General features: G+C 66.7%; 13 protein-coding genes. 5 read left to right on the forward strand and 8 right to left on the reverse strand.

What is annotated here, in order from left to right; genetic code table 11:
* Window positions 1–24: 24 nt before the first annotated feature.
* The 3 genes from ACAW63_RS01700 (at window position 25) to ACAW63_RS01710 (ending at window position 5,064) form a co-directional block, all read left to right on the forward strand.
* Window positions 25–1,002, forward strand: a complete 978-nt coding sequence (locus tag ACAW63_RS01700; RefSeq protein ID WP_371231222.1) for an HPP family protein — start codon at window positions 25–27, stop codon at window positions 1,000–1,002.
* A gap of 128 nt (window positions 1,003–1,130) precedes the next feature.
* Window positions 1,131–2,927, forward strand: coding sequence for a molecular chaperone (locus ACAW63_RS01705; RefSeq protein ID WP_371231223.1), 1,797 nt, complete (start codon window positions 1,131–1,133; stop codon window positions 2,925–2,927).
* 64 nt (window positions 2,928–2,991) lie between these two features.
* A complete protein-coding gene (locus ACAW63_RS01710) occupies window positions 2,992–5,064 on the forward strand; it encodes an EAL domain-containing protein (RefSeq protein ID WP_371231225.1) in 2,073 nt (690 codons plus the stop codon).
* Between the two features lie 179 nt (window positions 5,065–5,243).
* Here the strand turns inward: ACAW63_RS01710 and serB are convergent, their stop codons facing one another.
* Entirely contained in the window at window positions 5,244–6,464 is a 1,221-nt protein-coding gene (gene serB / locus ACAW63_RS01715) for a phosphoserine phosphatase SerB (protein WP_371231227.1), read from the reverse strand.
* A gap of 211 nt (window positions 6,465–6,675) precedes the next feature.
* Between serB and ACAW63_RS01720 the strand changes: the two genes are divergently transcribed.
* Window positions 6,676–8,238 (forward strand): AhpA/YtjB family protein, encoded by a 1,563-nt coding sequence (locus ACAW63_RS01720; RefSeq protein ID WP_371231229.1) that lies wholly within the window; start codon window positions 6,676–6,678, stop codon window positions 8,236–8,238.
* A gap of 36 nt (window positions 8,239–8,274) precedes the next feature.
* Complete coding sequence (locus ACAW63_RS01725) at window positions 8,275–8,811, forward strand: metal-dependent hydrolase (RefSeq protein WP_371231230.1); 537 nt, start codon at window positions 8,275–8,277, stop codon at window positions 8,809–8,811.
* Here the strand turns inward: ACAW63_RS01725 and ACAW63_RS01730 are convergent.
* The 7 genes from ACAW63_RS01730 to parE all read right to left on the reverse strand — a co-directional run bounded on the left by ACAW63_RS01730 (window position 8,725) and on the right by parE (window position 18,429).
* Window positions 8,725–10,044, reverse strand: coding sequence for a calcineurin (locus ACAW63_RS01730; RefSeq protein WP_371231232.1), 1,320 nt, complete (start codon window positions 10,042–10,044; stop codon window positions 8,725–8,727). The genes ACAW63_RS01725 and ACAW63_RS01730 overlap by 87 nt on opposite strands.
* The gene (locus ACAW63_RS01735; protein ID WP_371231234.1) at window positions 10,041–11,615 is read right to left on the reverse strand and encodes an ArnT family glycosyltransferase; all 1,575 of its coding nucleotides are present in this window, start codon (window positions 11,613–11,615) and stop codon (window positions 10,041–10,043) included. Before ACAW63_RS01735 ends, ACAW63_RS01730 begins: the two co-directional genes overlap by 4 nt.
* 248 nt (window positions 11,616–11,863) lie before the next feature.
* Window positions 11,864–12,583 (reverse strand): membrane integrity-associated transporter subunit PqiC, encoded by a 720-nt coding sequence (locus tag ACAW63_RS01740; protein ID WP_371231235.1) that lies wholly within the window; start codon window positions 12,581–12,583, stop codon window positions 11,864–11,866.
* 150 nt (window positions 12,584–12,733) lie between these two features.
* On the reverse strand, window positions 12,734–14,998 hold the full coding sequence (parC, locus tag ACAW63_RS01745) for a DNA topoisomerase IV subunit A (protein WP_371231237.1): 2,265 nt from the start codon (window positions 14,996–14,998) through the stop codon (window positions 12,734–12,736).
* A 7-nt stretch (window positions 14,999–15,005) separates the two neighbouring features.
* Window positions 15,006–15,491, reverse strand: a complete 486-nt coding sequence (locus tag ACAW63_RS01750; RefSeq protein WP_371234548.1) for a TIGR02281 family clan AA aspartic protease — start codon at window positions 15,489–15,491, stop codon at window positions 15,006–15,008.
* Between the two features lie 35 nt (window positions 15,492–15,526).
* A complete protein-coding gene (locus ACAW63_RS01755) occupies window positions 15,527–16,531 on the reverse strand; it encodes an esterase-like activity of phytase family protein (protein ID WP_371231239.1) in 1,005 nt (334 codons plus the stop codon).
* Window positions 16,531–18,429 (reverse strand): DNA topoisomerase IV subunit B, encoded by a 1,899-nt coding sequence (gene parE / locus ACAW63_RS01760; RefSeq protein ID WP_371231241.1) that lies wholly within the window; start codon window positions 18,427–18,429, stop codon window positions 16,531–16,533. Before parE ends, ACAW63_RS01755 begins: the two co-directional genes overlap by 1 nt.
* Window position 18,430 lies beyond the last annotated feature (1 nt).

The following is an 18,430-nucleotide window of genomic DNA, read 5'->3' on the forward strand; positions in this document are numbered from 1 at the left end:
GCCTCATCGTGCTAGTTCCCTGCCATGAAACGCTTCCTGCATCTCATGGGCTGGCGTGCCAACGCCACCAGCCATCTTGAAAAATGGCTCTCCGCCATCGGAGCGCTGTGCGGCATCGCCGTCATCTACGCCGTCACCCACTGGGTACTGCCCAGCGAAGCGGCCATCTGGGTCGTAGCCTCCATGGGCGCCAGCGCCGTGCTGCTGTTCGCCGTGCCCCACGGCGTGCTGTCCCAACCCTGGGCCGTGCTCGGCGGCCAGGTGCTGTCGGCCTTCGTCGGGGTGATCTGCCAGAAACTCTTTCCCGACCAGGCCTTCACTCCGGCCCTGGCTGTCGGCGCGGCGATACTGGTCATGCACTACACCCGCTGCATCCATCCCCCGGGCGGCGCCACTGCCCTGGCGGCGGTATCCGGCGGGCCGGCGATCAGCGCGCTGGGCTTCCACTACGTGCTCAGCCCGGTGCTGCTCAATGTGGTGCTGATCCTCGCCGTGGCCGTGGCCTTCAACGGCCTGTTCGCCTGGCGCCGCTACCCCGCGCCGCTGGCGCGCCTGCCGGAAACGCCGAAGCTGCCTGCGGGCCCCGCGCCGGAAGACCTCTACCACGCGCTGCGCAAGATGGATTCGTTCATCGACGTGCAGTTCGACGACCTGCTGAAGATTCTCCAGCTGGCCCAGGAACATGCCCAGGCCCAACGCCTGGGCCCGGACGACATCCTCCTCGGCGCTTGCTACAGCAATGCGCTGAGCGGCAACGCCTGGGCGGTGCGCCAGGTGATCGACGACCATCCCGGCAAGCGCACGCGCCAGGACCAGCTGGTCTACAAGGTGGTCGCCGGCGCCGGCAAGGGCAACACCGGCGCCTGCCGCCGCCAGGACATGCTCGAATGGGCCGCCCACGCAGTGATTCCGCAGGGCGACGGCTGGCTGCGCGTCACCGCGCAGGCCTCCGCAAAGGACGCCTTGCAGCGCCAGATCAAGGGCGAAACACCGCTCACGTGACCCGTCGGCGCACCCATCCGGCGATGGGCTGCGGTGCGCAACGGATACTGCTAGAGTTCGGAAAAAGCCGAGCGTGACGACCGAAAGGTCCGCTGAACGGCCCAGATTGTGGAGAATCCGATCCAACCATGGACAACAGTCCCCAGCAGTTTCTACGGGTCCCCACCCCGACACACGAGAGCCTGAGCTTCTGCAACGCCACCGCGCGTGAGCTGAAATACTGGCTGGACCACCTGCCCAAGGCCAATCTGGGCGAGACCGCCCGCCAGCTCTACCAGGGGCTGATCGAGCTGAACCAGCTGAAGCTGCCCGTGGAGACCCGCCTGCAGCTGCTGGAGCTGTTCCGCCCGGAAGTCCAGTTCGTCTGCCAGCACCTTGAACGCCACTTCCTCAACCAGTCCATCGTCCTCGACGAGCGTCCGCGCAAGGTCGCCAACCTCTGCCAGGCCCTGCAGAACCACCTGGCCATAGGCTACAAACTGATCGTCGTGCGCGAAGCGAGCCGTGTTTCCCGCGAGCGCGCGCAACTGCTGACGGCCGCCATCCAGCGCGCCATCCGCGCCCTGTGCGGACCGCTGATCCGCGCCTCGCAGCTGTATTGCCCGGTGCCGGAAGGGCTATGGCTGGAACTCCACCAGCTGTACCAGCTGGCGCGCCAGCACGGACTGCAGAAACTGAGCGTGCGCGACAGCCTGGCCCGCGACGCCCAGGGCCTGACCATCGAGCAGGCCTACCTGGTGGCGCTGATGCTCGGCTCGGCACGCTGCAACCAGATGCGCCAGCACAACATCGCCCGCCTGGCGGAAGCCCTGGAAGGCTGGAGCTCGCAGATTCGCGTACAGAGCGCCGATGCACAGTCGACCCTGTTCGTCGTCGTCCCCCAGGTGGACGGCCCGCCGCGCTACCGCACCCTGTTCAAGGACGGCGACCTGCCGGGCGGGGTGGGGATCGATCCACAGCCCCTGGTAGACCTGATCAAGGAATACCTCCTGCTGCTTCCGGAGAACCGCAACCAGGCGCGCCTGAAGGTGCCCGAAGGCGTCTCCGTCGACCTGTTGCAGCACCTCGCCGCGGCCTGGGGCGACATCGCCGAACGGACCTTCCAGCGCACCACCGGCCAGGGCCAGCTCACCCTGTGCATCGGCATGAGCGCCCTGCACTACTTCCTCGCCGGTCGCCAGCATTTCAACGATGTGCTCAAGCGCAGCCAGACCCCGGACTTCAACACCAAGGTCAAGACCGAGGTGAAGGACGCCTGGTCCACCGCCTTCGACGCGCGGCAGATCAAGGAATGGCAGCCCGGCATGTCGCTGGAGGAAATCGAGTACACCCCCATCAGCCCCACCGACAGTGGCGCCACCGTCGCCGAGACGCCCTGCGATGAGTATCCGGTCTTCACCCTGCCCATCGTCAACCACAGTCCGGGCGGCTACTGCCTGACCTGGCCCAAGGAGATCCCCAGCCAACTGCAGGCCGGCGAGTTGCTGGGCATCCAGGACGTCCCGGACCAGGGCTGGAGCATTGCAGTGGTGCGCTGGATTCGCCAGGTCCGTGGCGGCGGCACCCAGATGGGCATCGAGCTGATCGCGCCGCTCGCCCAGCCGTGCGGCCTGCAACTGCTGCGCAAGACCGAGCAGGGCAGCCAGTACCTGCGCGCCCTGTTGCTGCCGGAAATCTCCGCGATCTCGCGACCGGCCACCCTGATCACCCCGCGCCTGCCCTTCCAGGAAGGCAACAAGGTGCAGATCAACCTGCACGGCGAGGAGCGCCGCACCCTCCTCACGCGCAAGGTCACCGCGACCGGCAGCTTCACCCAGTTCGAATACCAGACCCACGACACCATCGCCGCACCGAACGATAAGCCTGTCACAGCGCCGAGTCCGCGCGGGGAGGAAGACTTTGACTCACTCTGGAAGTCGCTGTAGATTCCGACGAACCCCATTCATCGCCCATTTGCTGCCGTCCAGTGCGGTATAAGCAGCCTCACCCATGGCCAATGAAAAGAAGACCGTCCGCCTGCTGATCCTGGAAGACTCCCAGAACGAAGCCGAGCGCCTGGTCAGCCTGTTCCGCAATGCCGGTCGCGCCACCCGTGTCCATCGCATCACGTCCAGTGAAGACCTCCTGGAAATCCTCCCTCAGGGCTGGGATCTGCTGATCGCCGCGCCTGACAGCAGCGCCATGGCTCCCAGCGAAGCCCTGAGCAGCATCCGCCGCCAGGCAAAGGACATCCCGTTCATCCAGCTGATCACCGGCAACGACTCCGATGCGGTGACCGAAGCCCTTGCCCTGGGCGCCCAGGACGCCCTGCCGCAAGGGGAAGACGAGCGTCTGATCCTGGTCGCCAAGCGCGAACTGGCCAACCTCGAGGAGCGTCGCGCACGCCGCGCCGCCGAAGTCGCCCTGCGGGAAACGGAAAAACGCTGCCAGCTGCTGCTGGACAGCTCCGTGGACGCCATCACCTACGTCCACGACGGCATGCACATCTATGCCAACCGCGCCTACGTCGACCTGTTCGGCTACGACGACGCGGAAGAACTGGAAGGCATGCCGATGATCGACCTGATCGCCGGCAGCGACCAGGCAACCTTCAAGGATTTCCTGAAGGGCTACCAGACCACCGAGAACAACGCCGACCTGGCCTGCAGCGGCATCAAGGTGGACGGCCAGGCCTTCAGTGCGCGCATGACCTTCTCCCCGGCCACCTATGACGGCGAGCCGTGCATCCAGGTGGTGATCCGCGCCGACAGCGACAACGCCCAGCTCGAAGAAAAGCTGCGTGAGGTCAGCAGCCAGGACCTGGTCACCGGCCTATACAACCGCGGTCACTTCCTCGATCTGATGGACAGCGCCGTGGAGCGCGCGGTGACCGCCAGCCAGCCGGCCACCTTCGCCTACATGCTGCTCGACCGCGCCCAGACGCTGCAGCTCAACCTCGGCGTCGCCAGCATCGACCTGCTGCTTGCCGACCTCGGCAACCTGCTGCGCGCCCACTTCCCCCAGGAAGCCCAGCTGGCTCGTTTCAGCGACGACGTGTTCGCCGTGCTGCTGCCGGGACACACCCCGGACCAGACCAAGCCACTGTTCGCCAGCCTGCTGAAGAAGATCGAAGGCAACCTGTTCGACATCCACGGCCGCACGGCCCAGGTCACCCTGTCCATTGGTATTGCCGGGCTGGACGAGAAGACCACCCGCGCCCAGGACGTCATCGAGCGCGCGCACCGCAGCGCCGACGAAATCGCGCAGAGCGAAGGCAACGGCCTGAAGCTCTACGACCCGGCCGATGAACTGGCCGCCGCCGCCAACCGCGGCGACACCCTGGCGATCATCCGCCAGGCCCTGGAGCAGAACAGCTTCCGCCTGCTGTTCCAGCCGATCATCAGCCTGCGCGGCGATACCCACGAACACTACGAAGTGCTGCTGCGCCTGCTCAATCCGCAGGGCGAGGAAGTACCGCCGGCGGACTTCCTCGCCGCCGCCAAGTCGGGCGGCCTGGCCGAGAAGATCGACCGCTGGGTCCTGCTCAACTCGATCAAGCTGCTCTCCGAACACCGCACAAAGGGCCATGACACCAAGCTGTTCGTGCACCTTTCCAGTTCCAGCCTGCAGGACGCCGAGCTGCTGCCCTGGCTGAACGTGGCACTGAAGGCATCGCGCCTGCCCGCCGATGCCCTGATCATCCAGATCAGCGAACCGGACGCGATCAGTTACCTCAAGCAGGCGAAGGTGCTCAGCCAGGGGCTCGCCGAGCTGCACTGCCAGATCGCCCTGTGCCAGTTCGGTTGCGCGCTGAACCCGTTCAATACGCTCAAGCACATGAACGTCGACTTCGTGAAGGTCGATGGTTCCTACGTGCAGGAGCTGGGCAAGGCGGAAAACCAGGAGAACCTCAAGACCCTGATGGCCAGCCTCCACGCCCAGGCCAAGCTGACCATCGTGCCGATGGTGGAAACCGCCAGCGCCCTGGCGACCCTCTGGCAAGCCGGCGCCAACTACATCCAGGGCCATTACCTGCAAGGCCCGAGTCAGGCGATGGACTACGACTTCACCTCGGACGAATAATCCGGAACGGAACCTGTAGGAGCGAGCTTGCTCGCGAACAGAGTCAACCCGCACCACAAATGCTGGGCGTGTTCGCGAGCAAGCTCGCTCCTACAAAAAGCGCACTCGAGCCTGCGAGACGGGAACGACCGCAACAAAAAAGCCGCCCTTCGGGGCGGCTTTTTTGTTAGGGCGACAACTCAGCGTTCGTCAGCACCTTCGCGATCGCGGAAACCGAGCAGGTAGAGGATGCCGTCCAGCCCAAGGGTGGAGATCGCCTGCTTGGCCGACTGCTTGACCAGCGGCTTGGCGCGGAAGGCCACGCCAAGCCCGGCCAGACCGAGCATCGGCAGGTCGTTGGCGCCGTCGCCCACGGCGATGGTCTGCTCCAGCTGCAGACCTTCCTTCGCCGCCAGCTCGCGCAGCAGGTCCGCCTTGCGCTGGGCGTCGACGATCGGTTCGATGGCCACGCCGGTCAGCTTGCCATCGACGATCTGCAGTTCGTTGGCGAACACGTAGTCGATACCCAACTTGGCCTGCAACTGCCTGGCGAAGTAGCTGAAGCCGCCGGAGAGGATCGCGGTCTTGTACCCCAGACGCTTGAGCTCGGCGAACAGCGTTTCGGCGCCTTCGGTCAGGCGCAGCGAAGCGCCGATCTCTTCCAGCACGTCCTCGGACAGCCCCTTGAGCAGCGCCAGGCGCTCCTTGAAGCTGGCGCGGAAGTCCAGTTCGCCGCGCATGGCGCGCTCGGTGATCTCGGAAACCTTGTCGCCCACACCGGCGGCCTTGGCCAGCTCGTCGATCACCTCGGCCTCGATCAGCGTGGAGTCCATGTCGAACACGGCCAGGCGGCGGTTGCGGCGGAACACTGAGTCCTGCTGGAAGGCGATATCGACATTCAGCTCCTGGGCCACGCTGAGGAACTCCGCACGCAGCGCCACCGGGTCGGCCGGCTCGCCACGCACCGAGAACTCGACGCAGCCCTTGCCCTGGTCGGCCGGCACGTCCAGCGCCATGCGCCCGGACAGGCGGTCGATCTGGTCGATGTTCAGGCCGTACTTGGCGGTGATCGAGCTGACGCGCTGCAACTGCTCGGCGGTGACCCGGCGGGTCAGCAGGGTGACGATGTGGCGCGGTTTGCCCTGGCCACCCACCCACTGCCGGTAATCGTCTTCCGAGACCGGAGTGAAACGCACCTGCTGGTCGAGCTTGTAGGCCGTGAACAGCACGTCCTTGAGCACCGAGGACGCCTGTTCGGTATCCGGAATCTCGACCAGGATGCCGAACGACAGGGTGTCGTGGATCACCGCCTGGCCGATGTCGAGGATGTTCACGCCACCCTGGGCCAGCACGCCGGTGATGGCTGCGGTGAGGCCGGGGCGGTCTTCCCCGGTGATATTGATCAGGACGATTTCGCGCAAGGCGCTGTCTCCGCCGTGTAAAAAAGGCCGACATTCTACCTGCTTTCCGCCGCGCCCGCCCGGTTGCCGGGCATCGCCGCCGATCGGATTGGCGAGCACCTTCCCCGCCCAACCCGGCCTCGGTCGTATTGACAGGGCCCGCGGCGCTTTGCCCCTCCGGAGGGGCTCGTTATACTGGCCCGTATCTGCCCTACTGAAGACCGAGCCCGCTGTGACCCGGCCCACCTCCGTCAAGCCCGACAATTTCTTCCTGCTGCTTTTCCACGCCCTGCGCCAGCGCCGTGTGCCGATCGCCCTGCGAATCGCCATCCACACGCTGTTGCTGGTGGCCGCCGCCCTGGTGATCTACGCCTGGGTCATGGGTATGCAGTTCAAGCAGGCCATGCAGCAGCAGGCCGACGCCCTGGGCCAGAGCCTGACGACCCAGACGGCGCAATCGGCCACAGAGCTGCTGGTGTCCAACGACATCCTCAGCCTCAATGTGCTGCTCAACAACCTGACGAAGAACCCGCTGGTCGCCCATGCCGCGATCTACAGCGTGGACAACCGCATCCTCGCCGAGTCCGGCACGCGGCCCAAGCAGGGCCTGCTGGGCGACGCCGAGGGCCTGTACTCCACCCCCATCACCTTCCAGGAAGTGATCGCCGGCCACCTGCGCATCAGCCTCGACATGCACCAGTTCGAGCAGCCGATGACCGTCAGCCTGCAGAGTATGGGGCTGATCAGCCTGATCCTGCTGCTGCTCACCCTGACCTTCGGCCTGCGCCTGGGCCGGCAGATCTCCACCCCGTTGCTACAGCTTCGCGTCTGGCTGCGCGACCCGGATGACCCCGCCCCGGGCGCCGGCCTGCAGAACGAGATCGGCGACCTGGCCCGCCAGCTGCAAGCGCGCCTGGTGCCGGAGAAACCGCCGGCCCCCGAGCCGGTGGTCGGCGCCCCCGCGCCGCGCCCGAAAGCGCCGGCGAAAGCTGCCGCCAAGGAGCCCGTGCTGGAGGAAGCCGGCGCCAGCGACGAGCACGAATTCGACGAAAACATCTTCTCCGAAGATGAACTCCCCGCCCCGGCGGCGCGCCGCACCGCCGAACCCGCAGACGACGACTTCCCCGAGGAAGAGTTCGAATCGCTGGCCGTGGAGGCCGAGACTGAAGTCGACGCCGACGTCGAGGAAGAGCCCGAAGCCGAGCCGGAACCGCTTTCCAGCGGCACCAGCGCCGTTCTCGCCGTTCAACTCGGCGCCCAGGAACAGCTGCGTCGCCTGCCGCGCGCCCGCCTGGTCGACCTGCTGGAGCGCTACCGCGACTGCCTGGAGCAGGCCGCGCGCCTGTACAAGGGCACGCTGTACACCCTCAACGACGGCGGCAGCCTGATCCTCTTCCACAGCCGCGACCAGGACGAGGAGTTCCTCACCAATGCCCTGTGCTGCGGCGAGCTGATGCGCGCCCTGGGCCACGCCCTGCAGATCGAGGTGGCCGACAGCGGCATCACCCTGCAACTGCAGCTGGGCCTGGTGCTGGGCGAGGACATCGCCGATCTCGAACAGGCCGAACTGCTGCAGGAGTCGGCGGCGCAGAACGCCCTCGCCCTCAGCCAGCACAGCCGCAACCTGCTGCTGGTGGAGAAATCCATTGGCGATGACGAGAAAGTCCGCGAACGTGCACGCATCCGCCCCATCGCCAGCCCGGAAAACGCCTGCTGCGTGGAATGGCTGAAGGAACCTTATCCCTCGATGCTGGAGCGCCAGCTCTCGCGCATGCGCGCCCTGCGCACCAGCTGATGACGGGGCCACCCGGCCCCGCATGGAACGGACTCCATGACCACCCTGATCACCCATCCCCTGCCGGCGCTGGCCGTCGGCCTGGCGCTCGGCTCGCGGGTGATCCCGCCGCGCCTGCTGCTGGCGGGCATGCTCGCCACCTGCCTGCCCGACCTCGACGTGGTCGCTTTCAAGCTGGGCATTGCCTATAGCGACGCCTTCGGTCATCGCGGCTTCAGCCACTCCCTGCTGTTCGCGGCCTGCATCGGACTCCTTGGGGCACTGTGCTGCCGCCTGCTGAACTGCGGGCCGCTGAAGGCTGGCCTGTGGATCGGCCTGGCCACCGCCTCGCACAGCGTGCTCGATGCCATGACCGATGGCGGGCTGGGCGTCGCCTGGTTCTGGCCCTGGAACGACCAGCGCTACTTCCTGCCGCTGCATCCCATCGAGGTGTCACCCATCGGACTGTCGCGCTTTCTCAGCCCGCGCGGTGCGCAGGTGCTGCTGTCAGAAGCGCAGTGGGTCTGGATACCCTGCCTGGCCGTTGCCCTTGGCGGCATCACGCTGCGCTGCCTGCTGCGCTTGCGCCGCTGATTCGAACTGCGCCTGGACCTGCTGCAACAGCGAAGGCCCCTCCGCCCCGCCTTCGGGGAACTGCGCGGTGTAGCCCTGGAAACTGGCGAAGCGCGCGCGGAAGTCGAGATCGATGCGGAAACGATTGTCCCAGCCCGCCGATGGCGCCGGCAGCAACTGGTCGCAGCCTTGCAGGGCCTGATCGGAAGGGCAGCCCTTGAAAGCCTGCGGATAGAACTGCCGCTTCCACAACACCCAGGGTGACAGCGACAGGGCATCGATGCGGTTGCGCCGCAAATCCAGCTCCAGCAACTGCAGCAGCCCGTTACCGCCCAGGTATTCATCCTGGTAGTCGACCATCACCATGTCCACGCTGTGGCCCTGGTCATTGAGCATGCGCGCGTGGGCCGAGCCTTCGACGTGCCCGCTGACGGTCAGGAAGATCTGGTCGTTGCGGCGAATCAGCTGCTCCCAGAGCAGCGAACCGCTGTCGCTACCCTCGCGGGACAGCCGCGGCGGCTCGCCCGCCTTGCCATACAGGATGTTGTGCGAGGCGAGAATCACCGGAATGTGCGGATGCGCGTCGATGACCTGCTGCGCCCAGGCGAGTGTCGCCTTCGACGGGCTCCAGTCCAGCGCCAGCAGGAGGAAGGACTGGCCGTACTTGCGAAACAGGTGGTACTGGCTAAGGCCGAGCGGGTCGCTGCCGCCATAGGTGCTCTGCCAGGCCGCGCGCTGCGGACCGAAATGGTCCTTGAAGCGGTCGCGGAACGAGCGCTGGTCATCGGGCGTGACGGCGCCATGGATATCCCGGTCGCCGCTCATGATGCTGTAGGGCACGCCGCCCTCCTCCAGCACCCGCATCGCGCCACTGGCGATCTGCCACTGGCTGAGGGTGCCGGCGTTCTGCACCACATCGCCCAGATGCACCACCATCGACACCTGCAGCGCCTCGGCGTTCTTCGCCAGCCACCAGGTCTGGGCGAAGAAGGCCAGCGCCGGCTCGTAGGGCAAGCCCTGGAAACGCTGGTTGCTGCGGAACAGGCGCAGTTCGCGGTGATTGTTCTCGGAATAGAACTGCGTATCCGGCAACAAGGGCAGGATGAAGCTCCCCGGGGGCGGGCTCACCTGCAATGGCGGTATGGGATGCTGGCGAAAGAAGGACTGATCGTGGGCGACCTCCTGGGAGCTGTCGGAGCCCTGGCAGCCGCACAGCAGCACGCCGAGCCCGAGGACGGACAACAGCGACTTCATCGCGCGGCACCAAACAGGCTGGCGTCGCTCACGCGCAGCAGGCAGTAGGGGTTGTAGTCGAAACTTCCGCTGAGCAACGGCAGGCCCAGGGCCGGATACGCGGCGCGCAGACGGTCGGCATCCTCCTCGTCCAGCATCAGGTAGTACGGCCCCGGCAGCGCGGCAAGCTGCTCAGGATTGCTGGCGAACAGTGGCCGCATGTCGCGCTCGAGGTTGACCATGAACTTGATCGCCTGCGCATCGCGACCCATGCCATAGAGCACCAATGGCGCCGGCGCCCTGAGCACCGCCGCGTCCACTGCCAGGGAAAACGCCCGGCTGTCATACAACTGCCGCTGCGCCGGCTCGATCACCAGCAGGTAACTGCCCCACAGCGCCAGCACCGCGCAGAGCGCCATCAGCTCGGCGCGTCGCTCGCGGCGGAACAGCCGGGACAGCGCGAACACTTGTAGGCCAGCCAGGCCAACCACGCATAGCCAGACTTTTCCACCCAGCGGTTGCAGCGTCTGCGGGAAGCGCTGCCAGCCCAGCCAGACGCCCAGCAGCAGGAGCGCCGGCAGCAGCAGCCAGAGCCCCTGGATCAGCCCCCGCAGGAAGGCGGCCAGACGCCGGTCACTCACCTGGAAGGGATAGGTCGCGACAATGGCCGCCAACGGCGTCATCGCCAGGATGTAGCGGGCCTTCTTCGCCTGCGGCAGCGAAAGACCGACCATCACCACCAGCGCCGCCAGGGCGCAGCCGATGACCAGCCGCGCCGCCGGATCGAACCGGCGCCGCCAGAGCAGCGCCAGGGCCGGCACCGCCAGCGGGAATGCCAGGGCGTAGTTGCCCAGAGAACTGTGGAAGTAATACAGCGCATCGCTGGCACCCGCGCTGCCGTCCAGGCGGCCGGTCACCTGCATGTGCAGGACATCCTGCGCGAACGCGTCGCCGCCAACGCCACGCGCCACCGACAGCAGCAGCATGGTGCAGACCACCAGGAGCAGCAGCGCGGGCAGGGAAAAGCCCAGCAGGCGCCGCCACTGGCGGTCCAGCAGCAACTGGCTGCAGACCATGCCGGCCGGAACCACCAGCCCCAGCGGGCCGCGCAGCGCGAAACCGGCGAGCAACAACGGCAGCAGGCGCGCCAGCAGACCGACGCGGGAGTAGCGCTCGGCATGCACCGCGAAGAAGAATGCCAGCATCCCCACCGCCGCCACCTGCAGATCGAGCGACACCGCCCGGGTCTCGGTCAGGAAGGTCAGGGTGAGCAGCAGCATCGACACGCTGAGCGCGGCCCAGCGCCGGGAAAGCGGCGCCACCAGGCGATAGGTCAGGCCGACGATGACGGCGGCCGCCAGGGCGGTGGGCAGCCAGGCGCTGAGGAGCGTGACGCGCCCCTGCGGCAGCGACAGCAGGTAGATCAGGAAGGTCGAAGTCGCCGGATAGTCCGGATAGGGCTCGCCATAGGTGGTGGGGAACACACTGGGGCCGTGGCGCAGCATTTCCTTGGCGAACAGCACGAAACGCGAGTCGAAGCCCACCACTGCGGCGCCATGGGCCCCCAGCAGGAACAGCACGAATGCCGCCAAGGCGACGCACGCCGCCTGCCGGGCCAAGGCGGTAGCCGCCTGACCGGAATGAGAAAGTGAAAGTGACGACGACACGCCGGGCCCCTGGCAGGCGCATTACGGAAGGATTTCCGCGCGATCGCGACCTGCAAACGGCGCCTTTGATACCACTGTGGGCGTCAAGAAGATGTCAAGCTGGGCGGGGCGCGCCGGGAACCGGCCATAATGTGAAACGGCCCGGAAAACAAAGCTTTCCAGGCCGCTTGAAGTCAGAAGCGATAGACCTCGACGTCGGTGCGGATCGGCACCACCAGCGGGATCTTCGGCCCCTCTTCCTTGGGCTTGGCCTTCTCGGAATTGGCTACCGCGGGCTTCTTTACTGGCGCTGCCGACTGCTCGGCTACCGCCGCAGCCACCGGACGCACGTCCTTGGCCAACTGGACCGACAGCTTGCGCAGCAGGTCGCCCTGGGCTCGAACCTGGTCCTGGATACTGCCCGAATGTTCCTCTTCTTCGCGGAATACGCGGCTGTCGCGCAGCTCACCCTTCTGGTCGAGCAGGCGCCAGCGCGCCTCCAGCACCGCCGGCTCCTTTGGGCCGGAATCCAGGCGGCTGATGGTCAGCATGACCTGCACCTGCGGCGTGAAGCCGGGTTTCTCCGGGAACAGTGCCAGGCGGGTGCTGTCGAGCTGGCTCGACAGCAGGCGCAGCAGTTGCTGGCTGACGTTGGTTTCCAGACTACCGGCCCAGCGGGCCTCGGTGGACAGACTGAGGATGCCGTCAGCCTGGCGTTGGACCATGGTCTCACGTTTCAGATAGTCGGCCAGGGATACCGGACCGAGGAGCACAGCGACACCATTTTCGCGGGTCGGAACCGACGCGGCACCTGCATCCAGTTGATACAGCTGGGTCGGTCGATTCACTGTGCAGCCCGCCAGCCCGAGGAGGCTGACGAGGGAAAGACATGCCAGGACGCGCAGAGCGCTCATCGTGAATCACCGTCATTCGCCGAAAATCGGCGTTACTTCCAACATTTCAAGTAACTTCAGGGCAACGGGCAACGGCGCCGATTGCCAAAAGGATCTATCATCCCTCAATCGACGCCGTAGCTCCAGCGGCAGAATGTATCAAGCCGCGTTTCAATCCTGAGACAGCGATTCTACCAGCAGACTGTCCACTCGCTGGAAACCGCGTGGCAGTTTATTGCCCCGACGGCCCCTTTCACCTTTGTAGTGCTCCAGGTCATCACCCTTGAGGGAGAGCGTCCGCTTGCCTGCCTGCAGCACCAGAGTCGCGCCCGTCGGAAGAACCGCCAGGTCCGTCAGGTACTCCTCGCGGCTGGCCACGCGGTCGCCCGGCACGCTGATGATCTTGTTGCCCTTGCCCTTGGCCAGTTGCGGCAGGTCGGAGACCTTGAACAGCAGCAGGCGGCCTTCGGTGGTGACGGCGGCCAGCCAGTCCTGCTCCACGTCCGCGACCGGACGCGGCGCCATCACTTGCGCACCGTTGGGCAGGCTGAGCAGGGCCTTGCCGGCCTTGTTCTTGGCCTGCATGTCCTCGCCCTTGACCACGAAGCCGTAGCCGGCGTCGGACGCCAGTACATAGAGCGCCGCGTCCTCCGGCAATAGAACACGATCGAAAGTTGCGCCCGGCGGCGGGGTCAGACGGCCGGTCAGCGGTTCGCCCTGGCCGCGGGCCGACGGCAGGCTGTGGGCCGCCAGCGAGTAGCTGCGGCCGGTGGAGTCGATGAACACCGCGTACTGGTTCGAGCGACCCGGCGCGGCCGCCTTGAAGCCGTCGCCGGCCTTGTAGGACAGGCCGGTGGCGTCGATATCGTGGCCCTTGGCGCAGCGCACCCAGCCCTTCTCGGACAGCACCACGGTCACCGGCTCGGTCGGCATCAGCTCGGTTTCCGACAGGGCGCGGGCTTCGGCGCGGGCGACGATGGGCGAACGGCGGTCGTCGCCGTAGGTTTCGGCGTCGGCGATCAGCTCGTCGCGCACCAGCCTGCGCAGCTTGGCGTTGGAACCCAGGATGGCCAGCAGCTTGGCGCGCTCCTTGGCCAGTTCGTCCTGTTCGCCGCGGATCTTCATCTCTTCCAGGCGCGCCAGCTGACGCAGGCGGGTGTCGAGGATGTAGTCGGCCTGCAGCTCGGAGAGCTCGAAACGCTGCATGAGGACCGGCTTGGGCTGGTCCTCGGTGCGAATGATGTGGATGACCTCGTCGAGGTTGAGGAAGGCGACCAGCAAGCCTTCCAACAGGTGCAGGCGCTTCTCGACCTTGTCCAGGCGGAACTGCAGGCGGCGGCGCACGGTGTCGGTGCGGTAGGTCAGCCACTCGCTCAGCACCTGGCGCAGGTCCTTGACCTGGGGTTTGCCGTCCAGGCCGATGACGTTCATGTTCACCCGGTACGAGCTTTCCAGGTCGGTGGTGGCGAACAGGTGGGTCATCAGCTCTTCGGCATCCACGCGGTTGGAGCGCGGGATGATGACGATGCGGGTCGGGTTCTCGTGGTCCGACTCGTCGCGCAGGTCGGCCACCATCGGCAGCTTCTTGGCCTGCATCTGGCCGGCGATCTGCTCCAGCACCTTGGCCCCGGAGACCTGGTGCGGCAGCGCGGTGACCACGATGTCGCCGTCCTCGACGCGGTACACGGCGCGCATGCGCACCGAGCCGCGGCCGGTTTCGTAGATCTTCTGCAGGTCGGAGCGCGGGGTGATGATTTCCGCCTCGGTGGGGAAGTCCGGGCCCGGCACGTGCTCGATCAGGTCGGCAACGGTGGCATTCGGCTCATCCAGCAGGCGCACGCAGGCAGCGGCGACTTCACGCAGGTTGTGCGGCGGAATGTCGGTGGCCATGCCCACGGCGATGCCGGTGGTGCCATTCAACAGGAGGTTGGGAAGCCGCGCCGGCAGCACGGCCGGCTCTTCCAGGGTGCCGTCGAAGTTCGGCACCCAGTCGGCGGTGCCCTGGCCCAGCTCGGACAGCAGGGTCTCGGCGTAGCGCGACAGGCGGGCCTCGGTGTAACGCATGGCGGCGAAGGACTTGGGATCGTCCGGCGCACCCCAGTTGCCCTGGCCGTCCACCAGCGGATAGCGGTAGGAGAACGGCTGCGCCATCAGCACCATGGCTTCGTAGCAGGCCGAGTCGCCGTGCGGGTGGTATTTACCCAGCACGTCGCCGACGGTACGCGCCGACTTCTTGTGCTTGGCGTCGGCGTCCAGGCCCAGTTCGCTCATGGCGTAGACGATGCGCCGCTGTACGGGCTTGAGGCCGTCGCCGATGTGCGGCAGGGCGCGGTCCATGATCACGTACATGGAATAGTTCAGGTAAGCCTGTTCGGTGAAGTCGGCCAGTGACCGGCGCTCCACGCCCTCCAGACTCAGATCGAGGGTTTCGCTCATGCGTGCCTCACGGTGAAGATTGCTGGCGCAGCACCAGGGTGCCGTCCTGCTGGGTGAAATCGAGTTGCTTGAGGGCGCTCATGCCGAGCAGCACCTCGTCGCCTTCCATGCCCGGCGCGATCAGCGCGGACACGTCGTTCAAACGGATGTCGCCGAGCTGCAGCTGCGACAGGCGCGTACGCCAGCCTTCGCTGCGGCCATTGGCGGTGTTCAGGGTGATCGGCGCCCCCAGCGGCAGCCCCAGGCGCCGGGCCAGCGGCTGCGGGATGGCCACCTGGGTGGCGCCGGTATCGAGCATGAAGGTCACCGGCTCGCCATTGATCCTGCCGTCGACCACGTAATGGCCGGCGCGGTTGCCGAGCAGGCGCACTTCCACATAGCCATTGCCTCGTACCGACTGCGGCTGCGGGTTGGGGTTGTGCTGACGATCCTCCCAGGCGCCGAAATAGTGGGTGGCAAGCAGGATGCCCGCCCCCCAGGCGAGGAACATCATGACCTTGCCCATCCGCCGTCCCGGCACCGCGTCGCTCACTTGCCACCCAGCCAGCCACCGGTCGGCGCGGCGAAGCGCAGCACATAGGGCCGCGAATCGCCGTCGGCGCGCGCGTGCTCGCCGTTGTCCAGGCCGATCCAGGCACCCTGGTCGTCGATCAGCAGCGCCTCGGCCACGCCATAGGGCAGGTCATAGCGCCGCTCCGGCGCCAGGGCGCCGGCGGCGAACGACCAGCACCGCTCCTGCGCGCCGGTGTCGGCATCGCGTCGGCAGATCTGGTGCGCCAGGCGTTCGAGGGTGAACAGCTTGTCCTTGTACAGCGCAAGGTCGGAGAAATCGATGGACAGCGGACGATCGCTGCCCAGCTCCGGCGGCGGCAGCATGGTGCCGCCCTCGCTGAGCAGCACGCAGTTGCCATCGCACTTCCAGGTGCCATTGTCGTTGCGCACCCGCAGCAGGCCACGGCGCTGACGCTCGGCCGCCAGCCACAGGCGCTTGCCGTCCGGAGCGATCGCCAGGCCTTCGTAGAGGGCGTTGAAACCCATCAGCAGGCCACTGGCGCGGGCCTGGCGCAGCAGGCTTTGCGGCAGCGGCAGCCAGGACGCCTCGCCGGCAACCGGCAGCAGCAGGACGGCCGCATAGCCTTCGCTGACCACATAGCGATTACCCGCCTGATCGCAACTGATGCCCTCGAAATCCATCGCGCCGCCACGCACCAGGCTGCTGGCACTGACCCGCGCGCGCATGCCCCAGGACAACCCGCTGTCCGGCACGCCGGGCGATACGAACGGCTCGGCGGTGGCCCGCCAGGCCTTGCCGGGCTGCTCGTCGGGCAGCAGGCGGTAGATACGGTCGTCGTCGCGATCGGACACCGTCCACAGCTCCCCACCGCAGCTCGCCAGACCCGAGAGGTTGCCCTTGGGCATGCCCTCCACCGGATGCTCGGAAACGAACTGCAGGGTGTTGGACACCACCGCGGGCGCGCTATCGGCCAAGGCAACGCTGGCGCACAGGCCAAGGGCGGCCAGCAGCCAGCGCATCAGGCGAACACCTCCGCCAGGTTGCCCTTGGTTTCCAGCCAGGACTTGCGGTCGCCGGCGCGCTTCTTGGCCAGCAGCATGTCCATGATTTCCACGGTGCCCTCGGCGTCTTCCAGGGTCAGCTGCACCAGACGGCGGGTGTTCGGGTCCATGGTGGTTTCACGCAGCTGCGGCGGGTTCATCTCGCCCAGGCCCTTGAATCGGGTGACCTGCGGTTTACCACGACGCTTCTCGGCGGCCAGGCGGTCGAGGATGCCGTCGCGTTCGGCCTCGTCCAGGGCGTAGAAGACTTCCTTGCCCAGGTCGATACGGAACAGCGGCGGCATGGCGACGTAGACATGGCCGGCTTCCACCAGCGGGCGGAAGTGGCGGACGAACAGCGCGCACAGCAGGGTGGCGATGTGCAGGCCGTCGGAGTCGGCGTCGGCGAGGATGCAGATCTTGCCGTAGCGCAGCTGGGTCAGGTCCGCCGCGCCCGGGTCGACGCCGATGGCCACGGCGATGTCGTGGACTTCCTGGCTGGCGAGCACTTCGCCGCCATCCACTTCCCAGGTGTTCAGGATCTTCCCGCGCAGCGGCATGATCGCCTGGAATTCCTTGTCCCGCGCCTGCTTGGCCGAACCGCCGGCGGAGTCGCCCTCCACCAGGAACAGCTCGGCGCGCATCGGGTCCTGGCCGGCACAGTCGGCCAGCTTGCCGGGCAGCGCCGGGCCCTGGGTGATCTTCTTGCGCTCGACCTTCTTGCCGGCCTTGAGGCGCCGACCGGCGTTGCTGATCGCCAGCTCCGCCAGTTGCAGGCCCAACTCCGGGTGAGCGTTGAGCCACAGGCTGAACGCATCTTTCACCACGCCGGAAACGAAAGCGGCGGCCTCGCGGGAGGACAGGCGTTCCTTGGTCTGGCCGGAGAACTGCGGCTCCTGCAGCTTCATCGAGAGGACGAAGGCGATGCGTTCCCAGACGTCTTCCGGTGCCAGCTTCACGCCGCGCGGCAGCAGGTTGCGGAACTCGCAGAACTCGCGCATCGCATCCAGCAGGCCCTGGCGCAGGCCGTTGACGTGGGTGCCGCCCTGGGCGGTGGGAATCAGGTTGACGTAGCTTTCCTGCAGCGATTCGCCGCCCTCGGGCAGCCACAGCAGGGCCCAGTCCACCGCTTCCTTGTTGCCGGCCAGCGAGCCGCAGAACGGCTCGTCGGGCAGGCGCAGATTCTCGGAAACCGAGTCGACCAGGTAGGAACGCAGGCCGTCCTCGTAGTGCCACTCGACGCGCTCGCCGCTGGACTTGTCCTCGAAGCTGACCAGCAGGCCGGGGCAGAGCACGGCCTTGGCCTTCAGTACATGCTTCAGGCGGCTGACCGAGAACTTGTGCGAGTCGAAGTACTTGGCGTCGGGCCAGAAGCGCACGGTGGTGCCGGTGTTGCGCTTGCCGACGCTGCCGACCACTTCCAGGTCGCTGGACTTGAAGCCATCGGCGAAGGTCATGCGGTATTCGTTGCCGTCGCGCTTCACCCGCACTTCGACCAGGGTCGACAGCGCGTTCACCACCGAGATGCCCACGCCGTGCAGGCCGCCGGAGAACTGGTAGTTCTTGTTGGAGAACTTGCCGCCGGCGTGCAGCTTGGTGAGGATCAGTTCGACGCCCGGCACGCCCTCTTCGGGGTGGATGTCCACCGGCATGCCGCGACCGTCGTCGATCACTTCCAGCGAGTTGTCCTCGTGGAGGATCACCTGCACGCTTTTCGCGTGGCCGGCCAGGGCTTCGTCGACGCTGTTGTCGATGACTTCCTGGGCCAGGTGGTTGGGACGGGTGGTGTCGGTGTACATGCCCGGGCGCTTGCGCACCGGATCGAGGCCGGAGAGGACTTCGATGGCGTCTGCGTTATAGGCGTTCTGCTGGGCCATG

The sequence above is a fragment of the Pseudomonas sp. QE6 genome (assembly GCF_041379005.1).
Classification (GTDB): domain Bacteria; phylum Pseudomonadota; class Gammaproteobacteria; order Pseudomonadales; family Pseudomonadaceae; genus Pseudomonas.

Bases quoted from the DNA above. Each gene is read 5' to 3' on its own strand.
- ACAW63_RS01700 (WP_371231222.1), top strand. From the start codon at position 25: ATGAAACGCTTCCTGCATCTCATGGGCTGGCGTGCCAACGCCACCAGC.
- ACAW63_RS01705 (WP_371231223.1), top strand. From the start codon at position 1,131: ATGGACAACAGTCCCCAGCAGTTTCTACGGGTCCCCACCCCGACACAC.
- ACAW63_RS01710 (WP_371231225.1), top strand. From the start codon at position 2,992: ATGGCCAATGAAAAGAAGACCGTCCGCCTGCTGATCCTGGAAGACTCC.
- ACAW63_RS01725 (WP_371231230.1), top strand. From the start codon at position 8,275: ATGACCACCCTGATCACCCATCCCCTGCCGGCGCTGGCCGTCGGCCTG.
- ACAW63_RS01730 (WP_371231232.1), bottom strand. From the start codon at position 10,044: ATGAAGTCGCTGTTGTCCGTCCTCGGGCTCGGCGTGCTGCTGTGCGGC.
- ACAW63_RS01740 (WP_371231235.1), bottom strand. From the start codon at position 12,583: ATGAGCGCTCTGCGCGTCCTGGCATGTCTTTCCCTCGTCAGCCTCCTC.
- parC (WP_371231237.1), bottom strand. From the start codon at position 14,998: ATGAGCGAAACCCTCGATCTGAGTCTGGAGGGCGTGGAGCGCCGGTCA.
- ACAW63_RS01750 (WP_371234548.1), bottom strand. From the start codon at position 15,491: ATGATGTTCCTCGCCTGGGGGGCGGGCATCCTGCTTGCCACCCACTAT.
- ACAW63_RS01755 (WP_371231239.1), bottom strand. From the start codon at position 16,531: ATGCGCTGGCTGCTGGCCGCCCTTGGCCTGTGCGCCAGCGTTGCCTTG.
- parE (WP_371231241.1), bottom strand. From the start codon at position 18,429: ATGGCCCAGCAGAACGCCTATAACGCAGACGCCATCGAAGTCCTCTCC.